General features: G+C 37.0%; 19 protein-coding genes. 1 reads left to right on the top strand and 18 read right to left on the bottom strand.

Annotated elements, in window-relative coordinates; genetic code table 11:
- Positions 1 to 126: 126 nt before the first annotated feature.
- The 4 genes from RYM16_RS05895 to RYM16_RS05880 all read right to left on the bottom strand — a co-directional run bounded on the left by RYM16_RS05895 (position 127) and on the right by RYM16_RS05880 (position 3,040).
- Positions 127 to 324: a cold shock domain-containing protein gene (locus RYM16_RS05895; protein WP_005386847.1), complete on the bottom strand. Its 198-nt coding sequence runs from the start codon at positions 322 to 324 to the stop codon at positions 127 to 129.
- A gap of 519 nt (positions 325 to 843) precedes the next feature.
- Positions 844 to 1,569 (bottom strand): amino acid ABC transporter ATP-binding protein, encoded by a 726-nt coding sequence (locus tag RYM16_RS05890; protein WP_009351795.1) that lies wholly within the window; start codon positions 1,567 to 1,569, stop codon positions 844 to 846.
- Positions 1,566 to 2,222 carry an amino acid ABC transporter permease gene (locus RYM16_RS05885; protein WP_009351786.1) on the bottom strand — a complete coding sequence of 219 codons (657 nt, stop codon included), beginning with the start codon at positions 2,220 to 2,222 and terminating at the stop codon, positions 1,566 to 1,568. Before RYM16_RS05885 ends, RYM16_RS05890 begins: the two co-directional genes overlap by 4 nt.
- Before the next feature lie 11 nt (positions 2,223 to 2,233).
- Positions 2,234 to 3,040, bottom strand: coding sequence for a basic amino acid ABC transporter substrate-binding protein (locus RYM16_RS05880; protein ID WP_314982907.1), 807 nt, complete (start codon positions 3,038 to 3,040; stop codon positions 2,234 to 2,236).
- A gap of 940 nt (positions 3,041 to 3,980) precedes the next feature.
- On the opposite strand from RYM16_RS05880, the gene RYM16_RS05875 reads away from it, so the two are divergent.
- Positions 3,981 to 4,583: an HD-GYP domain-containing protein gene (locus RYM16_RS05875; RefSeq protein ID WP_004693025.1), complete on the top strand. Its 603-nt coding sequence runs from the start codon at positions 3,981 to 3,983 to the stop codon at positions 4,581 to 4,583.
- Between the two features lie 49 nt (positions 4,584 to 4,632).
- Here RYM16_RS05875 and RYM16_RS05870 read toward each other — a convergent pair whose 3' ends face one another.
- From RYM16_RS05870 to RYM16_RS05805, 14 genes are all read right to left on the bottom strand, one after another.
- Positions 4,633 to 5,328, bottom strand: a complete 696-nt coding sequence (locus tag RYM16_RS05870; RefSeq protein WP_314982906.1) for a double zinc ribbon domain-containing protein — start codon at positions 5,326 to 5,328, stop codon at positions 4,633 to 4,635.
- Positions 5,329 to 7,482, bottom strand: coding sequence for an ATP-dependent RecD-like DNA helicase (locus RYM16_RS05865; RefSeq protein ID WP_314982904.1), 2,154 nt, complete (start codon positions 7,480 to 7,482; stop codon positions 5,329 to 5,331).
- Positions 7,482 to 8,246, bottom strand: coding sequence for a shikimate kinase (locus tag RYM16_RS05860; RefSeq protein WP_314982902.1), 765 nt, complete (start codon positions 8,244 to 8,246; stop codon positions 7,482 to 7,484). Before RYM16_RS05860 ends, RYM16_RS05865 begins: the two co-directional genes overlap by 1 nt.
- 13 nt (positions 8,247 to 8,259) lie before the next feature.
- Positions 8,260 to 9,192 (bottom strand): riboflavin biosynthesis protein RibF, encoded by a 933-nt coding sequence (gene ribF, locus RYM16_RS05855; RefSeq protein WP_273297950.1) that lies wholly within the window; start codon positions 9,190 to 9,192, stop codon positions 8,260 to 8,262.
- A 2-nt stretch (positions 9,193 to 9,194) separates the two neighbouring features.
- Positions 9,195 to 10,136, bottom strand: coding sequence for a tRNA pseudouridine(55) synthase TruB (truB, locus tag RYM16_RS05850; protein WP_314982900.1), 942 nt, complete (start codon positions 10,134 to 10,136; stop codon positions 9,195 to 9,197).
- Positions 10,136 to 11,080, bottom strand: a complete 945-nt coding sequence (locus tag RYM16_RS05845) for a bifunctional oligoribonuclease/PAP phosphatase NrnA (RefSeq protein WP_314982898.1) — start codon at positions 11,078 to 11,080, stop codon at positions 10,136 to 10,138. Before RYM16_RS05845 ends, truB begins: the two co-directional genes overlap by 1 nt.
- A gap of 17 nt (positions 11,081 to 11,097) precedes the next feature.
- Positions 11,098 to 11,454 (bottom strand): 30S ribosome-binding factor RbfA, encoded by a 357-nt coding sequence (gene rbfA / locus RYM16_RS05840; RefSeq protein WP_012864260.1) that lies wholly within the window; start codon positions 11,452 to 11,454, stop codon positions 11,098 to 11,100.
- A gap of 9 nt (positions 11,455 to 11,463) precedes the next feature.
- Positions 11,464 to 13,959 carry a translation initiation factor IF-2 gene (gene infB, locus RYM16_RS05835; RefSeq protein ID WP_314982896.1) on the bottom strand — a complete coding sequence of 832 codons (2,496 nt, stop codon included), beginning with the start codon at positions 13,957 to 13,959 and terminating at the stop codon, positions 11,464 to 11,466.
- A 15-nt stretch (positions 13,960 to 13,974) separates the two neighbouring features.
- Positions 13,975 to 14,280 carry a ribosomal L7Ae/L30e/S12e/Gadd45 family protein gene (locus RYM16_RS05830; RefSeq protein ID WP_009351819.1) on the bottom strand — a complete coding sequence of 102 codons (306 nt, stop codon included), beginning with the start codon at positions 14,278 to 14,280 and terminating at the stop codon, positions 13,975 to 13,977.
- Between the two features lie 12 nt (positions 14,281 to 14,292).
- The gene (gene rnpM / locus RYM16_RS05825) at positions 14,293 to 14,562 is read right to left on the bottom strand and encodes an RNase P modulator RnpM (RefSeq protein WP_009351781.1); all 270 of its coding nucleotides are present in this window, start codon (positions 14,560 to 14,562) and stop codon (positions 14,293 to 14,295) included.
- Between the two features lie 2 nt (positions 14,563 to 14,564).
- Complete coding sequence (nusA, locus tag RYM16_RS05820; protein ID WP_054747221.1) at positions 14,565 to 15,641, bottom strand: transcription termination factor NusA; 1,077 nt, start codon at positions 15,639 to 15,641, stop codon at positions 14,565 to 14,567.
- Positions 15,642 to 15,658: 17 nt separating this feature from the next.
- Entirely contained in the window at positions 15,659 to 16,117 is a 459-nt protein-coding gene (gene rimP / locus RYM16_RS05815; RefSeq protein ID WP_009351782.1) for a ribosome maturation factor RimP, read from the bottom strand.
- Positions 16,118 to 16,379: 262 nt separating this feature from the next.
- Positions 16,380 to 17,075, bottom strand: a complete 696-nt coding sequence (locus RYM16_RS05810) for a hypothetical protein (RefSeq protein WP_314982894.1) — start codon at positions 17,073 to 17,075, stop codon at positions 16,380 to 16,382.
- On the bottom strand, positions 17,059 to 17,613 hold the full coding sequence (locus RYM16_RS05805; protein WP_105081097.1) for a lytic transglycosylase domain-containing protein: 555 nt from the start codon (positions 17,611 to 17,613) through the stop codon (positions 17,059 to 17,061). The genes RYM16_RS05810 and RYM16_RS05805 overlap by 17 nt, the downstream gene beginning before the upstream one ends.
- Positions 17,614 to 17,719: the final 106 nt, after the last annotated feature.

Below are 17,719 nucleotides of genomic sequence, written 5' to 3'. Positions count from 1 at the left end.
TTACCGACCCCCAGTTTAACTGGGGGTTTAGTCATGCCTATTCGGCGTACAAAAATCAAAAACCCCGACATAATAATATGTCGAGGTTTTGGTATATGTTGTTATTATGAATAATTTTGTATGTGATTACGCTTTAACAACGTTAGCAGCTTGAGGTCCACGGTTACCATCAACGATATCAAATTCAACATTTTGACCTTCTGTCAAAGATTTGAAGCCTTCGTCTTGGATCGCAGAGTAGTGTACGAATACATCGCTACCGTCTTCACGTTCAATAAAACCATAACCTTTTTCTGCGCTAAACCATTTTACTTTACCTAACATGGTAATTTCCTCCTAAAAATATATTTATTGTCTTACTGTCTTGCTCTATATCTGTATCATAACACAGCATGTATAAAATATCAAACAATAATATCAACATTTTTAATGAATATACAAATATTAATACTTGAGAATACGTCTCTCCTAACCATCGAAAAAACCTTTATTTATCAGTATTATAAATAATTACGAACAACCTATAAATTTATTACATAATTTTATAATCATAAAAATATATGAATTAAAAATTATCACTTCACAAAAAGGCTGTATAAAATATTGTTATATCACAAATATTTATAGCCATAATCACATTTTTTAGATTAATATTTGTGCGAAAACCTTATACATATTCTTAATAGTCAATTCATTTCACACCGTGCTATAAAATATATTAATAGATATATAGCAATACATATATTATGAAATTTAATATGAACAAAAAAAGTTCACTTTAAAAATATAAAAAAATAGGAAGCAAGCTCTATTTCTAGAGTTTACTTCCTATAATTTTATAAATTAATCTAATAGAATTTTATCCAAGAAAGATTTTGTTCTTTCATTTGTTGGTGAGTCAAATACACGTTCTGGTGTATCATCTTCTAAGATCAAACCACCATCAACAAATAACACTCTATCCGCTACTTTTTTGGCAAAGCCCATTTCATGAGTAACAATAACCATCGTCATGCCATCTTCTGCAAGAGACTTCATTACATCCAGAACTTCACTAACCATTTCAGGATCAAGAGCAGATGTTGGTTCATCAAATAGCATTACTTTAGGTTTCATAGCCAAAGCACGAGCAATAGCAACACGCTGCTTTTGACCGCCAGATAAAGAATCAGGATATGCATTAGCTTTATCACCTAAGCCAACTCGATCAAGTAAAGCTTGACCAATTTTTTTAGCCTCATCAGTAGATGTTTTACGAACCTTAGTTTGTGCCAAGGTTAAGTTGTCCATCACGGTCATATGTGGAAATAAATTAAAGTTTTGGAAAACCATACCCACTTCAGCACGTACTTCATTTAATTTTTTCTTATCAGATAGATCCATGCCATCAACGATAACTTTACCAGATGTAGGTTCTTCTAAATAATTCATAGTACGTAGTACAGTACTTTTACCAGAACCAGATGGCCCTATAATTACCACTACTTGACCTTGTTTAATATGTAGGTTGATACCTTTTAGTACTTCATTTTTACCAAAGGATTTATGTACATTTTCTAATTTAATCATTTAATGCTATATTTCCTTTCAAGATATCCAACTAATTGTGAGATTGTCACCGTCATAATAAGATAAATAACGGCAACTGTACCCCAGATTTCAAAGGATGCATAGGTTTTAGCAATAATTAATTGACCACGACGTGTCAACTCTTCGAAGCCGATAACAGAAACCAAAGAGGAATCTTTCAACATGGCAATAAATTCATTACCTAATGGTGGAATAATTGCTTTGAAAGCTTGAGGCATAATGATATAACGCATTGTTTGACCCCAAGTTAAACCAAGAGATCTACCAGCCTCCATTTGACCTTTATCAATAGACTGAATACCAGCACGGAAAATTTCAGACACATATGCCCCAGAGTTAATACTACATGCCGTAACAGCTGCAATAAACGGATCGATACGTTGACCTGTAATCATTGGTAAAGCAAAATAAATCAAGAAAATTTGTACCAAAAGTGGTGTACCACGAATGATATCTACATAACATTTGGCTAGTAATCTAACTAAACTAAATTTAGATAAATTAGCTAAAGATACTAACAAACCGATAAAGAAACCACAGCCTACAGACATAGCTGTAATTTCTACGGTCACAAGTGCACCTTGTAATAAGAGCGGCAAATTATCCGCAATTAACCCCCAATTAAAACTCATAATCTCTCCTATTATTTAAATTCTAAAACTACTGGCATATCAGCAGGTGCATCTACATTGAACCATTTTTTATATAATGTATTAAATTCACCGTCTGCCTTCATATCGGCAATTGCTTTATTAATTTGTTCTTGCAACTCTTTATTATCTTTATTCATTGCTAAGCCCAAATATTCTTTTGTATTTGGATATGCCATAAATTTGATGTGTTGGTCAGGATGCTTAGTGCTGTAATATTGCGCAACAGGTAAATCAATTACAGTTGCATCAACACCACCATTTTGTAATTCTAACAAAGCTTCATTACTATGGTCAAATTCTTTTACTGCAGTACCTTCAATTTTATGTGCAAGATCTGCTCCAGTAGTCCCCAATTGAGCGGCAATTTTTTTACCTTTCAAATCATCTAGAGAGTTCACAGCTGTACCATCTTTATAAACTACTGCTAATGCATTTTCATAATAAGGAGAAGAGAATAATACCTTTTCACTTCTAGCTTTTGTAATAGTCATACCAGATGCAGCAACATCGATATCACGAGTATTCAAAGCTGGAATCAAAGCATCAAAAGCTATATTTTTAAGCTCTACATCTTTATTAATACGTTTACCAATAGCACGGATTAATTCAATGTCAAAACCTGTATAGTCTTGAGTTTTTTCATCCTTAAATTCAAACGGAACAAATGTTGCATTAGTACCTACAACAAGTTTATTGGATGTTGTTTGACTAGAAGAACCACAACCACCAACTAAAGAACCTGCCATAACTAACATACAACTGCCAATAATTAATTTTTTCAACTTGCTATTTAACATATTATCAACCTCATCATTCTAACTTACTACTACTTTATAACAGTATATATAGTTAGTATAATTATGTCAATAAATTTGTATAAAAATTTCCAAAATATCGCAAAATTCCTATATCTATATTTTTATTTTATACATACAATGTATAAATATTACGGCCATGTATAGAAACTTTCCCATAGGTAGTGGATTTCTATAGATTCTTGAATATACAAATGTATAAAAAGAAAAAAGCACATGAGAAAAGCCTCATGTGCCCGTATACGGCTGACCTGGTCTTTGCCCCCACACTCGCCTGCTGGAGGGTTCGCTCATAAGTCTGAGACTCCCCACTACTACCCCTCTCGGTTTAACCGGCAGGACTTACACCTAAGCCGCACCATGCTCACAGTCTCTTAGACTGCTTATGTGGATCGTTTTGCCTGCGACTGGCATCGACTTTCAACCACAGACCCGTATAGACGTATTATAAAGAATAAGAGTATTCATGTCTAGGTAAAAGATAATTATATAGGTGTATATAATATATAAACCTACAATAGTATAATAGCAACTCTAGTAATGAAAATAGATGCTATAAATCAAAAGCCAAACATAATAACGATGAGTTCTCAGACCAATGAGAATATTTTTTGCAACCCCTATTTCTTGATGTATAGAAAATTGGAATAGAAAACCTAAAAAATCCTTCATATTATTTTAATAATTCTAAAATTATTTTTTCAAGGTACTATATCTAGTGTATTCTCAAAAAGTCAATTCATTTTAGTATGCCAAATATGAATACAACATGTATGCAAGAACATACGTGTCATACACAAAAGATAATTTATGGTGTATAATTTGTATACTGTTAAATTAGAACGGCCTAAAGTTGTACGATATGAACATAAGTACGAGGGGTTGTACCAAATGTTCTGTACGTTAGTTAGAGGGGTTTATTATGTTTATGTTATCATTGATGCAACCATCTGGGTTGTATGAACTGGAAAAGGACAGTTTAGAAGCAATAAGCGCTCAGCTTTTGCAGATGATACAAATGAAAAGCTATCATCTCTATACTCATTCTATCCAAGTTTCAAACTATGCAGTTAGTATCGCTGCTAAAATGGGCTTACCATTAAATGAAATTGAACAAATTCGTCACGCAGCTTTACTTCATGATGTAGGGCTATTAATGGTACCTAATGCATTAATTCAAAAATCTCCATATCTAAATAAGCAAGAAATGTCCAAGTATAAGCAACATGCTGCAAGTGGTGCCAATATGATCGAAAACTACCCTTGCTGCCAACAAATCTTGCCTTATATTCGTTACCACCACGAAAAATGGGATGGCTCTGGTTATCCAAAACATCTACGAGGTGCTAACATTCCATTAGGAGCTCGAATCATTGCTGTTGCCGATTACTATGATACAACAGTGAATCCTTCTACCGAGTTTTGGGCAAAAACAAAAGCTAAAGCAAAAGAAGAACTCTTCAGTGCATCTGGTTCTCTTTTCGATCCAGATGTAGTAAAAGCTTTTATTGATGTTCTTGGCTAATAGACTTACTAAGCGTTCACCAAAAGGTGGACGCTTTTTTGGTGGAAATTTAAAAACTACCACTAGCTAATGTTAAAGCGTCAATTTTAAGAGGTTTATATGACCTCAACACCTTTGTTACGGCCTCAATTGTTGCGCCTGTTGTATAAATATCATCAACAATTAAAATATTTTTATTAGCCAATTCCATATGCTTATACTCAGCTTTTACGACAAAGGCATCATCAATATTTTGATGTCTCTCCTTATTTGTTAAGGCCCACATATCGTTTGAAGTATCAAATTTATATATACAATCTAACCAAATAAAATGCTTATTATCGATATTTTGTAAGGACTTGGCCCAATGACTGAAAAATAAATCAACTTGATTATATCCCCTCTTATTTATTTTTTTTGGACTAGACGGTACAGGTACAATATAGTCATACACGGTTTTACAATTATGACTAACTATATTAAATATATCGTATTTCATGTAAAAGTTGTACGATGCTAAAAAAGGAGCAGCCCCTTTGGACTGCTCCTTTTTTTCATTAAATTTTACATCGTAAATCATAGACTTTAGACCACCACGATATTCAGCTAGCACACATACATCATCTACATAATGTAAAAATTTATGTGGCACATGACGAATATGTAATAGATCTGTAAAACAAGTTTTACACCAATCACCTTGTGTTGCTACAGGAGCCCCACAGTGAGGACAAACAGGTGGAAATAGGAAATCCAAAAGACTCATTTAAGAATCACATCTCCCTTGTAGTCGTTCTTTAAACAATGTATATCGTTCATCACCATTAACGGTACGTACGGCACGTTCAACAGCACTAGTAGTACCAACGATAATAACTTTTCGTTTTGCTCGGGTAACAGCAGTATACAACAAGTTGCGTTGTAACATACCACCATATCTAGGGACAAATGGAATAATAACTACGCCATACTCACTACCTTGGCTTTTATGAACCGTAATAGCATAGGCTGGCATAATCATATGTGCTTCATCGATAGGTAGACGAACCTCTTTATGGATAAATCGGATACAAATGTCCGTTCGTGTAATGGCGTAAATTACACCAATTTCACCATTGAAAACCTCTAACTCATAGTCATTTAGGATTTGAATAACCTTATCGCCAACGCGATAAGTAATACCATTTACACGTGCTTCTCCTTTATAGCTATCTGGTGGATTAACAGCTTGTTGTACATATTGAGATATCAATGTACTACCTGCTTCACCACGACGCATAGGAGAAATTATTTGAATATCTAATTCATCCTCTACATGTTCCTGTTCTCGTTTATATACATCGATGATAGCTTTCATCATCATGTCATAGGACTTAACAGGAATAAAAGAAAACTCTTCACTCATACCATCTAGGTTCGGCATTTCCCCACGATTGATAGCATAAGCGCTTTCAACGATAGTATTACCCGAACTTTGACGATAAATCTGATTGAGTCGTGTATAAGGTACGCAATCACTATCAAGCAAATCTTTTAATACAAAACCAGCCCCAATAGGTGGCAATTGATCCACATCGCCTACAATAATAACATGGGCCTCTTTAGGAATCGCGGCCATTAATGAATAGAATAGACGAACATTGAGCATAGATGCTTCATCGATAATAATAACATCTATATCTAATGGGTCATCCTCGTTCTTAGTAAAATCATAGGAATCACTACCTTGAACAGGTACCAACAATCTATGTATCGTAGTAGCTTCAAACTCCGTTGCCTCTGTAAGGCGTTTCGCAGCACGCCCCGTAGGAGCACATAAGATAATACGACCTAATCCACCAAGTTGGAATCCTTTTACTAAAGCCTTAATAATCGTTGTTTTGCCCGTACCAGGACCACCGGTTATGAGGGAAAACTTCTCAAAGAAAGAAAGCTGAATAGCCTCTTTTTGAGCATCGCCAAAGGTAATATAGTTAGCTTGCTCAAAGCGTTCTATAAAGCTTGGAATATCTAAAGCAATTGGATCTGCTTCTAATAAAAATTCCCGAGTATAGTGCACACCTTCCACTTCAGAAACATACATTTCTGGCGGATAGATATATAAAATATCTTCGTAATACGTGCTATACAGTGCACCTTGCTCTAAAAGACTTTCAATAAAGTTAGCAATATCATCTACATCAGTTTGTAAAAGATCATCCAAGCGACCTATAAGTTGATCTACAGGCAAGCATGTATGACCTTGATTATCTAAACTGCGTAAAATCCACTCTAACCCAGCCTCTAAACGGCGAGAATCACTGCCAGTAATACCTAAATGGTCCGCCAATGTATCAGCCGTACCAAAGAGCATGTCTGGTGCAACACGCAACAAAGTATAAGGGTTATCCTCTATAACAGCTACCGACTGAACACCGTAATAAGTATATACAGTTCGACTCCATTTAGAAGAAATATGGTGACTTTCAAAAAAGTGATTTAAATCGGATAAAATACCTTCACCAAGTAATGTATTAAATAGTTCATCCTTAACATTTTTACGAAGACCAGGAATATCCTTAATTTCTTCAGGACGCTCCTGTCGTAAAATTTCTAAAATACGAATGCCAAAATAGTCGAGAACCTTCTCTACAGACTTCTCACCAAATCCCTTTATACCTAGGTTTAGTAAATACGTTTTAGCAGCGCCCATATTATCGGGCTTTAATTTTTCCACACTGTTCGCATCGAATTGGCGACCATACTTTTCATGCTCTACATAGCGGCCTCGTACTTCAATATCTTCTCCTTCTTTAGGAGACTCGAATTTGCCGGTACAAGTAATGTATTCCTCATTATAATCTTTGAGGATAAACACGCAATATGTACGCTGTGTATTCTCATATATAGTTCGGTATACAAATCCTCGTATGGCGTCCATTATTTCTCCGTATTAGGCAAGGCTTCAATAATTTCTTGCACCGCATCGGTAATGCTACCTTCGTTACCAATTTTGATATGCGCCACTTCTTCGTATAATGGGTATCGCTCTTCGTATACATTAAATATATACTCAATACTTTCTTTTACAAGTGGGCGAATTTCAAGATCCAAATCATCTAGAATATGATTTACATCGCGATTAACGAATACAACAAGACCGTTATTACGCATTAAGTTTACAGTTTTATCATAAGTAACTGTACCACCACCTGTAGCAATAACAGATGGTTTATTGTGAATCAATTCTTTGATTGTAGTATATTCGTATTCAGTGAAAGCATCTTTACCATCGTGAATATAAATATTTTGTACAGATTTACCAACCTTATCTTGGATTGTTTGATCTAAATCGAAGAAGTCTCTACCTAATTCTTTAGCAAGAACCTTACCTACTGTAGTCTTACCTGCACCAGGCATACCGATGAGGAAAATATGTTTATGCATATTTTCTTTTAAGTAATCGTTACTCATGGAAACAATAGTTTTCATATATTTTTCCACATAGTTCGCTAAAGACTCATCTATGCAGTTAGAACGATGCATAGCAATGATACTTGCATCCCGTTCTTCATCGACGAGTGGCAAATGATGTTCATCTTTATATTTGCCAATTTCTTTAATTAAGGATAGTCTTTTTTCAAATTCACCGACTAAAACAGTATCAATACTGTCAATTTGTTTGCGAGCTTCTTTAATATCCATGAGAACCCCCTTATTATGCTTTAGCTAAAATAGCTAACGCCTGTTCTTCATCTACCTTCATTTGATCGATAAGATCTTGTAAGTTATTAAATTTAACTTCTCCTCTAAGATAGGAAATAAATTGTACGATTACTTCTTTTCCATATATATCTTGATCAAAGTCAAACACGTGTACTTCACATCTATGGTACTGGTTTTTAAATGTAGGATTGTCTCCAACATTACCTACCCCATCATACCAAATGCCATCAATGCATACACGATTAGCATATACTCCATCTGGAGGTGTAGCCATTTCATTAGGAAGCAATAAATTTAATGTAGGGAATCCTAATGTACGTCCCCGTTGATCACCTTTTATTACAGTACCTTTAAACTGGAATGGTCGACCAAGCCAATGAGTGGCATCTTCTAGACGGCCTTCTCGAATAGCTTTTCTAATTTCAGTACTCGAAATAGGAGTACTAAGTCCATCACAAGGCAATAAAGGCTGAACTAAAACTTGTATCGCCTTATCTGCCAATACTTGTTTCATATATTCAGGATTACCTAGCCCTTTAGCACCGAATGTGAAATTCTCACCAACGACGATAGCTTCCACATTAGTATCTTTACAAAGGGCATCTAAAAACTCATCAGCACACATGTTAAGTAATGCTTCAGTCATCGGTAATCGCAAAATATAATCCACCTGGAGGCTTTCAATGACTGTATTCAAAACGTCTTCTTGTATCAACCGTTTAGGTACCCGTTCTGGATGTAGTATCGTCAACGGATGATGTTCAAAGGTTATGATGATACTAACACCATTAACTGATGCAGCCTCCTCAACAGCCTTACGTATAACTCGTTGATGACCTCGATGAATGCCATCAAAGGTACCAAGGGCATATACTTTTGTATCTTTGATTTGACGTAGTTCATCAAACGAATGTATTTGTTTCATACTTATCCTTCAATAAAAATATTTTTTTCCACCTTTAAGGAGTGGTTTGTTCGTTTCATAATACCAATAAAACCATGCGGTCCATAGGCTCTATACAAATTATCTGGCTCAGTGAAAGAAAATTCACTGTTAATAGGCAACTCCTTGCCTTGCACCATCATCTTTAATTGTACACTATTTACAGTCACTTGTGAAAGATGAGATACCGCCGCTTCTGTTGGTAGTAAAAGGCTTTCACCATGTAACATTAACTCTTCCGCTATTTTTGCGGAATCGATAGCAAAAGGTCCCACTTGAGTACGTGCTAAAGATGTCATAGTTCCTGGTATGCCTAGAGAAATACAAATATCGCGTAATAACGAACGAATATAAGTCCCGCCTGAGCAAGTAACGCGAACCGTAAAGTATGGGAATCCATAGGCTATTAATTCAATGTGTTTAATATGAATTTGACGTAATGGCAACTCTACAGGGATCCCTTTTCGTGCATATTCATAAGCTCGAATACCATTTACTTTAATCGCAGAATATTTAGATGGCCTCTGATTTTGAATGCCTGCAAAGGTATTCAAGGTATTAACCAATTCATCAAATGTTGGCTTAAGCATAGACCCGGAGAGCTCAGAAAACTGAATAGATTCATTCAATACAACACCGTCACGCAACACCATATCTGTATCAGGTAATACAGGTTGTCCAGAGCTATCTTCAGTATCTGTAAAAGTCCCAAATTTACATTCAGCTACATAGGTTTTATCAAAACCTTCTGTATACTCTATAAGGCGCGTAGCCTTACCAAGAAATATAGGTAATACACCATAAGCCATCGGATCAAGTGTACCACTATGACCAATGCGCTTTTCTTTTAAAATACGGCGACAAATGGCTACAGCATCATGACTTGTAATACCAGGCGGTTTTAAAAATGGTAAAATGCCATCCATTACTTAATTACCTCTATAAGAGCTTGTTTTGCCTCTTCTAACGGTAGATTAATAGTGCAACCAGAAGCGCGAATATGACCGCCTCCACCAAAGTGACTGGCTACTGCGTTTACATCAATGCCTTTAGAACGTAAACTAACGCGAGTTCTATCATCAGCTTCAGCTTTTAATAAAATGGCTACATCAACAGTATCGACGTTTCTAATAATATCTACAAAACCATCTGTATCATCTCCAAGAATATTCATAGCTTCTCGATTCAAATCAATGGTTGCTACTGTATTATTCTTGTGGAACTCAATAGTTTGCATTACTTGTTTAGTTAATTCAAGACGACTAGCAGATACGGCCTCAATCGTTTCAGAAATAACATTTGGTCTAGCCCCTGCAGCTACACATTTAGCAGCCATTTCAAGGGTATTCGCTGTGGTGTTACTAAATTTAAAGAACCCACAATCTGTAGCAATCGCCATATATAATGCGGTGCCCATCGACTCGGTGATAGGCCAATTCCATTTCGTACATAAGTCCGTAACAATTTCACCTGTAGCAGCAAATTCTGGCTTCAAATATAGATGATCAGCAAATTCCGTATTGGAAATATGGTGGTCTATATTAAAAATAGGTGCACTCCAGAGTGCACCTACTTTGCCAATTCGCTCATACGTGCTAGCATCCAAAACCATAAGCATATCAATGTCAACTGGATTAGTTTCAAAGTACGCTACATCATGGATGTGGTCCGTATATCGTAAGAATGAGTATTTCTCAGGAACTACATCATCCACTACCATATATACAGTTTTACCTTGTCCTATAAGGGCTTCGTAAAAGGCCACCATGGACCCGATAGCATCGCCATCAGGTCTAACATGGACGGTTAGCATAATAGAATTAGCTTCACACAGAGCCATATGTAATTGATTAATAGTAATCTTACTCATGTTCTGTATCCTTTGTGTTAATTTGTTTCTTCGTCCTTTTTGATTTCATTCAAAAGGGATTCGATATGCATGCTATAGTCTAAAGACGTATCCTTATCAAAAGTGATAGAAGGAATATGGCGCAATTTAAGTACTTTGCCAAGCTCAGTACGAATATGACCAGCTGCATGCTTTAATGCGATAAGGGTATCTTGTTTTTCCTTATCAGAACCAAACAAGGAAACATAAATCGTAGCTTCTCGTAAATCACCTGTTACATGAACATCAGTGATCGTAGTAAAGCCGATGCGAGGGTCCTTCAACCCGCGCATCAACATTTGACTTACCTCTTGTTTGATAAATTCTTGTAATTTTCTGACACGAACGTCACTCATATAAACCTCCTAGAATTGAGGTGCAATTTCTTCCATTAAGTATGCTTCGATAACGTCGCCTTCCTTCACATCGCGGTAACCTTCCAAAGAAATACCACATTCGAAGGATGTTTTAACCTCTTTTACTTCGTCTTTGAAGCGGCGTAAGGAGTCAACCTTACCTTCAAATACGACGATGCCATCACGGATCAAACGTACTTCAGAGTCGTTAGTAATACGACCTTCAGTTACATAAGAACCAGCAACAATTGCTTTAGGTGTAGAGATTACTTGACGTACTTCAGCACGACCAACGACAACCTCTTTAAATTGAGGTGCTAACATACCACGCATAGCAGACTCAACATCGTTGATAGCATCATAGATTACGCGATATGTACGAAGGTCAACTTTTTCATTTTCCGCAGCGCGGCGAACATTAGCATCAGGACGTACGTTGAAGCCCATTACGATTGCATTAGATGCAGAAGCCAACATGATATCGGATTCGTTGATAGCACCTACTGCAGCATGGACGATAACAATACGTACTTCAGGGTTTTTAATACCTTCTAAGGATTGACGCAATGCTTCTACAGAACCTTGAACGTCAGCTTTGATGATGATGTTAAGGTCTTTTAACTCACCTTGTTGAATTTGGTTGAAAATATCATCCAATGTAACTTTGTGAGTTGCTTGTAATTCTTGAACGCGTTGTTTTGCAATACGTTTTTCAGCGATTGCACGTGCTTCGTTATCATCCATACCATTGATGATTTCACCAGCTTGTGGAACTTCGGAGAAACCTAAGATTTCTACTGGCATAGAAGGACGAGCTACTTTTACCTTTTCGCCACGTTCATTTGTCATAGCACGAACTTTACCGTATGCAGTACCAGCAAGAACTGTATCACCTACGCGGAGGGAACCTTTTTGTACCAATACGGTACATACAGCACCACGGCCTTTATCAAGTTGAGCCTCGATAACTACGCCATAAGCTTTACGGTTAGGGTTCGCTTTTAATTCCATAACCTCTGCTACGAGCAAGATATTTTCGAGCAAGTCGTCGATACCTTGTTTTTGTTTAGCAGATACAGGAACCATGATTACATCGCCGCCCCATTCTTCTGGTAAAAGGCCATGTTCAGACAATTGTTGTTTAACATGGTCTGGGTTAGCACCTGGTTTATCCATTTTATTAATAGCTACGATAATAGGTACGTCTGCAGATTTTGCATGGTTAATAGCCTCGATAGTTTGCGGCATTACACCGTCGTCAGCAGCTACTACAAGAACTGCAATATCCGTGGACTTCGCACCGCGTAGACGCATAGCTGTAAACGCTTCATGACCTGGAGTATCAAGGAATGTAATTTTATTATCATTATAACGAACTTGGTAAGCACCGATATGTTGAGTGATACCGCCAGCTTCGCCAGCTGTTACGTTAGTTTGACGAATTACGTCCAATAAGGATGTTTTACCATGGTCAACGTGACCCATGATAGTAACTACTGGTGGACGAGGTTTTAATGTTTCTGGTGCATCTTCAATTTCGATAATATCAGTAGGATCCTCTTCAGGTTCTACTTCAGTTACAGTTACACCAAATTCTTCTGCTACGATTGTAGCTGTATCAACATCAACCTCTTGGTTAATACTTGCCATTACACCTAAAAGCATCAATTTTTTGATAATTTCAGATACTTCTCGGCCCATTTTTTCAGCTAGTTCTTTAACAGTTAAAGAACCAGACAATTCAATTTCTGTGGCAATCGCTGCTTCAGCCTTACGTTCAGCCTCAGCTTTTTGTTGTAAGTACTGTTCATTACGATGTTTTACGCGATTCTTTTTCTTTTGCATAGATGTAGATAACAAGGATTGAGGGCGATTGTTGCCACCTTTTTTATTTTTCTTGTTACGGCGATCATTGTTATTAGAATTGCGATTATCGTTGTTGCGATTATCATTGTTGCGGTTGTCGCTATTACGATTATCGTTATTGCGATTGTCGTTATTACGCGCATCATTAGGACGACCGTTATTATTGCGGTTGTCATTATTGCGGTTATTATTGTTATTAGGGCGGTTATTAGCGCGGTCACCACCATGTTGGTTACCATCGGATTTACGTGTAGGCTCAGAAATTTGTACGTGACGTACATTGCCTTTTTTGTGGTCGTTTTGTTTAGATTGATCGTCTTGTTTTTGACCACCTTGTTTACGATTATCCTTTTTCTGTTCGTTAGAACGATTTGAATGTTGTTGTTTATGTGGCGCAGCTTCTTGTTTATGAGCTGCAGTTGGAGCAGATTTTTGTTCTACTTTTTTTTCTGTTTTTTGTGCTACTTTAGGTGCTTCAGATTTCTTACTCAATTGTTTTTTTACAATTTCATAACCGGAATCATCTACAGAATTAACTGCTTTCGTAACATTTACATTATGTTGTTGCAAAATAGAAATAACCTGCTTACTTTCTACGCCGAACTCTTTGGCGATTTCATGGACGCGCTTTTTGGACATCTACATACCCCCTTATTATCGATCAATCTCTTTTAATATTGCCTTTGCAAATCCATCATCTAGTACGGCAACTACTACCCTAACTTCTTTACCAATGGCCGTTCCTAACGCCTCTTTATTGGCAATACTATGAAGTGGAATTTGATGTGTCTCTGCTAATTGAGTATATTTCTTTTCATTGTTGGCTGCACAGTCACCAGCGAGAAGTACCAATTTCGGTTCCTTTCTCTTTATAGCCTTTTCTACGATGAAATCACCGGAAATAACTTTGCCTGCTCGTTGTGCTAGACCTAAGAGATTCAAAATTTTATCTTCATTCATGTATATCAGTGATTACTCATTCTCTTGTAAATCACGTTGTAATGCTTCGTATATCTCTTTCGATACACCATGCTTTAATGACCGTTCTAATCGTTTTGCCTTATAGGCTTGCTCAAAGCACGACATGGATTCACATAGATAGGCTCCACGTCCTGGTGCTTTACCAGTGCGATCAATACTGATGTTACCGTCTGGGCTCAAAGCTACTCGAATCAATTCGCGTTTAGCCTTAGGCTCACCACATCCTACACAAGTTCGCATAGGTTGGGATTTCGGTTTCATGACTATTCACCTTCCTCAGCATTGCCAAAACCTGTGAAAGGTTCTTCAGCAGCTTGAGTTTCGCTTTTAATATCGATTTTCCAGTTTGTTAACTTGGCCGCTAAACGAGCATTTTGACCAGCTTTACCAATCGCTAAAGATAATTGGTAGTCAGGCACTACTACGTAAGAAGATTTTTCTTCTTCGCTTACATCTACAGATATAACCTTCGCAGGGCTTAAGGAGTTAGCAATGTAAATTGCTGGATCTTCATCCCATTTAACAATGTCAATTTTTTCATCGTGTAATTCATCAACGATATGTTGTACACGTTGACCTTTAGGACCTACGCAAGCACCTACAGGATCAACATTTTCATCACGGCTATATACAGCGATTTTAGAGCGCATACCTGGCTCACGAGCTACAGATTTAAGCTCCACAACGCCTTCAAAGATTTCTGGCACTTCTAATTCAAAGAGACGTTTTAATAAGCCTGGATGTGTACGGGAAATCATGATTTGAGGGCCTTTCGTAGTTTTCTTAACCTCTACGATATAGCACTTAATACGGTCCCCTTCACGATATGTTTCAGTAGCAATTTGCTCTGTTGGTGGTAAGATTGCTTCTGTTTTACCAAGATCAATAAATACATTTTTTCCTTCTACGCGAGTAATGACGCCAGTGATGATATCACCTTCGCGGCTATAGTATTCTTCATATACTACACTGCGCTCAGCCTCTTTCAAACGTTGAATGAGCATTTGTTTTGCAGTATGGGCAGCGCTACGACCAAAGTTGGCAGGAGTTACATCTACTTCTACTACGTCACCAATCTCAAAACGTTTATCTTTTTTGCGAGCATCAAGCAAGCTGATTTCTGTTTCAGGTAATTCCACAGTTTCTACTACTTGTTTTTTTGCCATTACTTTATAAACGCCTGTTTCGCGGTCAATCACAACGTACGCATCTGGGTTAGATGTTGGTTCTTTGCGATATGCTTGCAATAATGCAGCCTCTAAGGATTCAAAGATAACCTCAGGAGCAAAACCTTTTTGCTTTGTAAGTACCATTACCGCTTGAATTAATTCTTGACTCACTCGTATGCCTCCATATATTAAAAATCAAGATGTAATCGAATTTGTGCAATAGCAGAACGTTCAAATGTCATGCTTTCACCATTAATAGTAAAGTCGATAGTTGTATCCGTAAAACCTTGTAAGGCACCAGTAAATTGCTTACTGCCATTAACAGGTTTAAATAACTGAATATCTACGTCTCGGCCATTATAGCGAATCAAATCCTTATCCTTCTTAAGAACTCGATCTAAGCCTGGAGAAGATACTTCCAATAAATAGTTTTCCGTAATTGGATCTTTTTCGTCGAGGACAGCACTTAATTTTTCGCTCACCAACTGACAATCATCCAAATCTACACCACCTGGTTTGTCGAGATAGACGCGCAAATACCAATCACGTTCGCGCACATAGTCTACATCAACGAGTTCCATATCGGTGCCGGCTATTATACCTTCAACTACAGAGGATACAAATTCCTCCACTGCTTCTCTCTTCATAGCCATCGCCTCCTTCATTACAACATCTTGTATATATCTCTTGATTCATTCACCTTAAAATTAGGCTAATCATAAATGAAAGAGTGGACATAAGCCCACTCTTTTAAAAGATTTATATAAAAGTCATATATAGTATATCACATTTACAGTGTATATACAAATTCTACGCTTTCTAATGGGCATTTAAGAAATCAATACCACATAAGTCATTTTATAAAACTCAAAAATGACTACGATAACAGCATAGTCAAATCTATCCTAATTAATCAACACGGTTATTTAAGCCTTGTAATATAGGGCCTAAATGCTCACGCAACACGTCAGATAAATCATCTAGATTTTTAGCGTCTAAATGATGATCGATTTCTGGATAGCTTTTATAACGGAGTTCTGCAAAATATTCATCGCGCAACTCATTATAATACAATAATAAACCTGTACACTCATCCATTTTACGGTATTCACCAACGATAAAAGAACCATTAATCATGCGAATCCCGTGAGCAGGATCAATATCTCGAACAAAACCTTCTAACTCTTCAGGCATAACCTCGGAGAAGTCCCATGTAGGAATCCCTCTGCGACGATAAGTAAAGGTAAAATTATTAGATGGTTCGATTAACATATTTGTTAAGCCCTTCACACATCGTTCCTTAAGACCGTTCCAAAAAGATTCTAAATCAGCTCTTACAAAGGAAATATCCACAAAGGAAAATAAAGGCATCTCAATATGTACCGTATAATCCTCTACCTCTTTATCATATAAGGCACACCAACGCCAACCTAAGTCATTTTGATAATGGAAAATAGGTACTCTTAAAACCTCTTCTCCACGTTCAATACGATTAGCTAACTCTGCATAGTCACTATCACTAGATATAACTAAAGTAAAACCTTCAACACTTTGAGGCAACCATGAATAGTCTAAGCCTTTACAAGCTTCAATGATCGTTTCCATACAATGCCTCATATCTTTCTTGATACTGTAAAACAGCCTTTACATAGCTACGCGTCTCAGGAAACGGAATTGTATCAGCCATACCATTCCACTTATTCTCCTGAAGCCAAGATTCCACATGTCCACGACCTGCATTATAAGCAGCTAACGCTTGTACTTCGTCACCATTAAATTCCTTTAATAAATGACCTAAGTACCAAGTGCCTAACTCAATATTAGTGGTAGGTTCTTTTAATTGGCGATCTGTATAATTGCCATGGCCAACTTGTTGCGCTACCCAACGAGCCGTATCAGGCATGAGTTGCATTAACCCAAGAGCACCTGTTTCAGACTCAGCAGTGTTCTTGTATTTACTTTCAGCCAAGATAACACTAGCCACCAAGGACGGGGGCACTTGCTCTTTCTCAGCGGCAGCCATGACTACATCTCTATAGTTAAAGGGATACGCGGTTTGACGCGCCAAAGGATCATCTAGATGTGTAAAATAAAACCATCCAAGTACGACGCAAGACAGCGCCGTTGCCGTTGCACGTTTCATATATCCCCCTTTCTACATATAATTACTATAACATTTATCATTATCTAGCATATAAGAAAATGATAAATAATATGATATTAAATTACATGGGCTTATTATACCATTT

It is taken from the genome of uncultured Veillonella sp. (assembly GCF_963524655.1).
In the GTDB taxonomy this organism is placed as follows: domain Bacteria; phylum Bacillota; class Negativicutes; order Veillonellales; family Veillonellaceae; genus Veillonella.
Note: the sequence above shows the minus strand (reverse complement) of the source record. Positions and strands in the feature narration are given on the sequence as shown.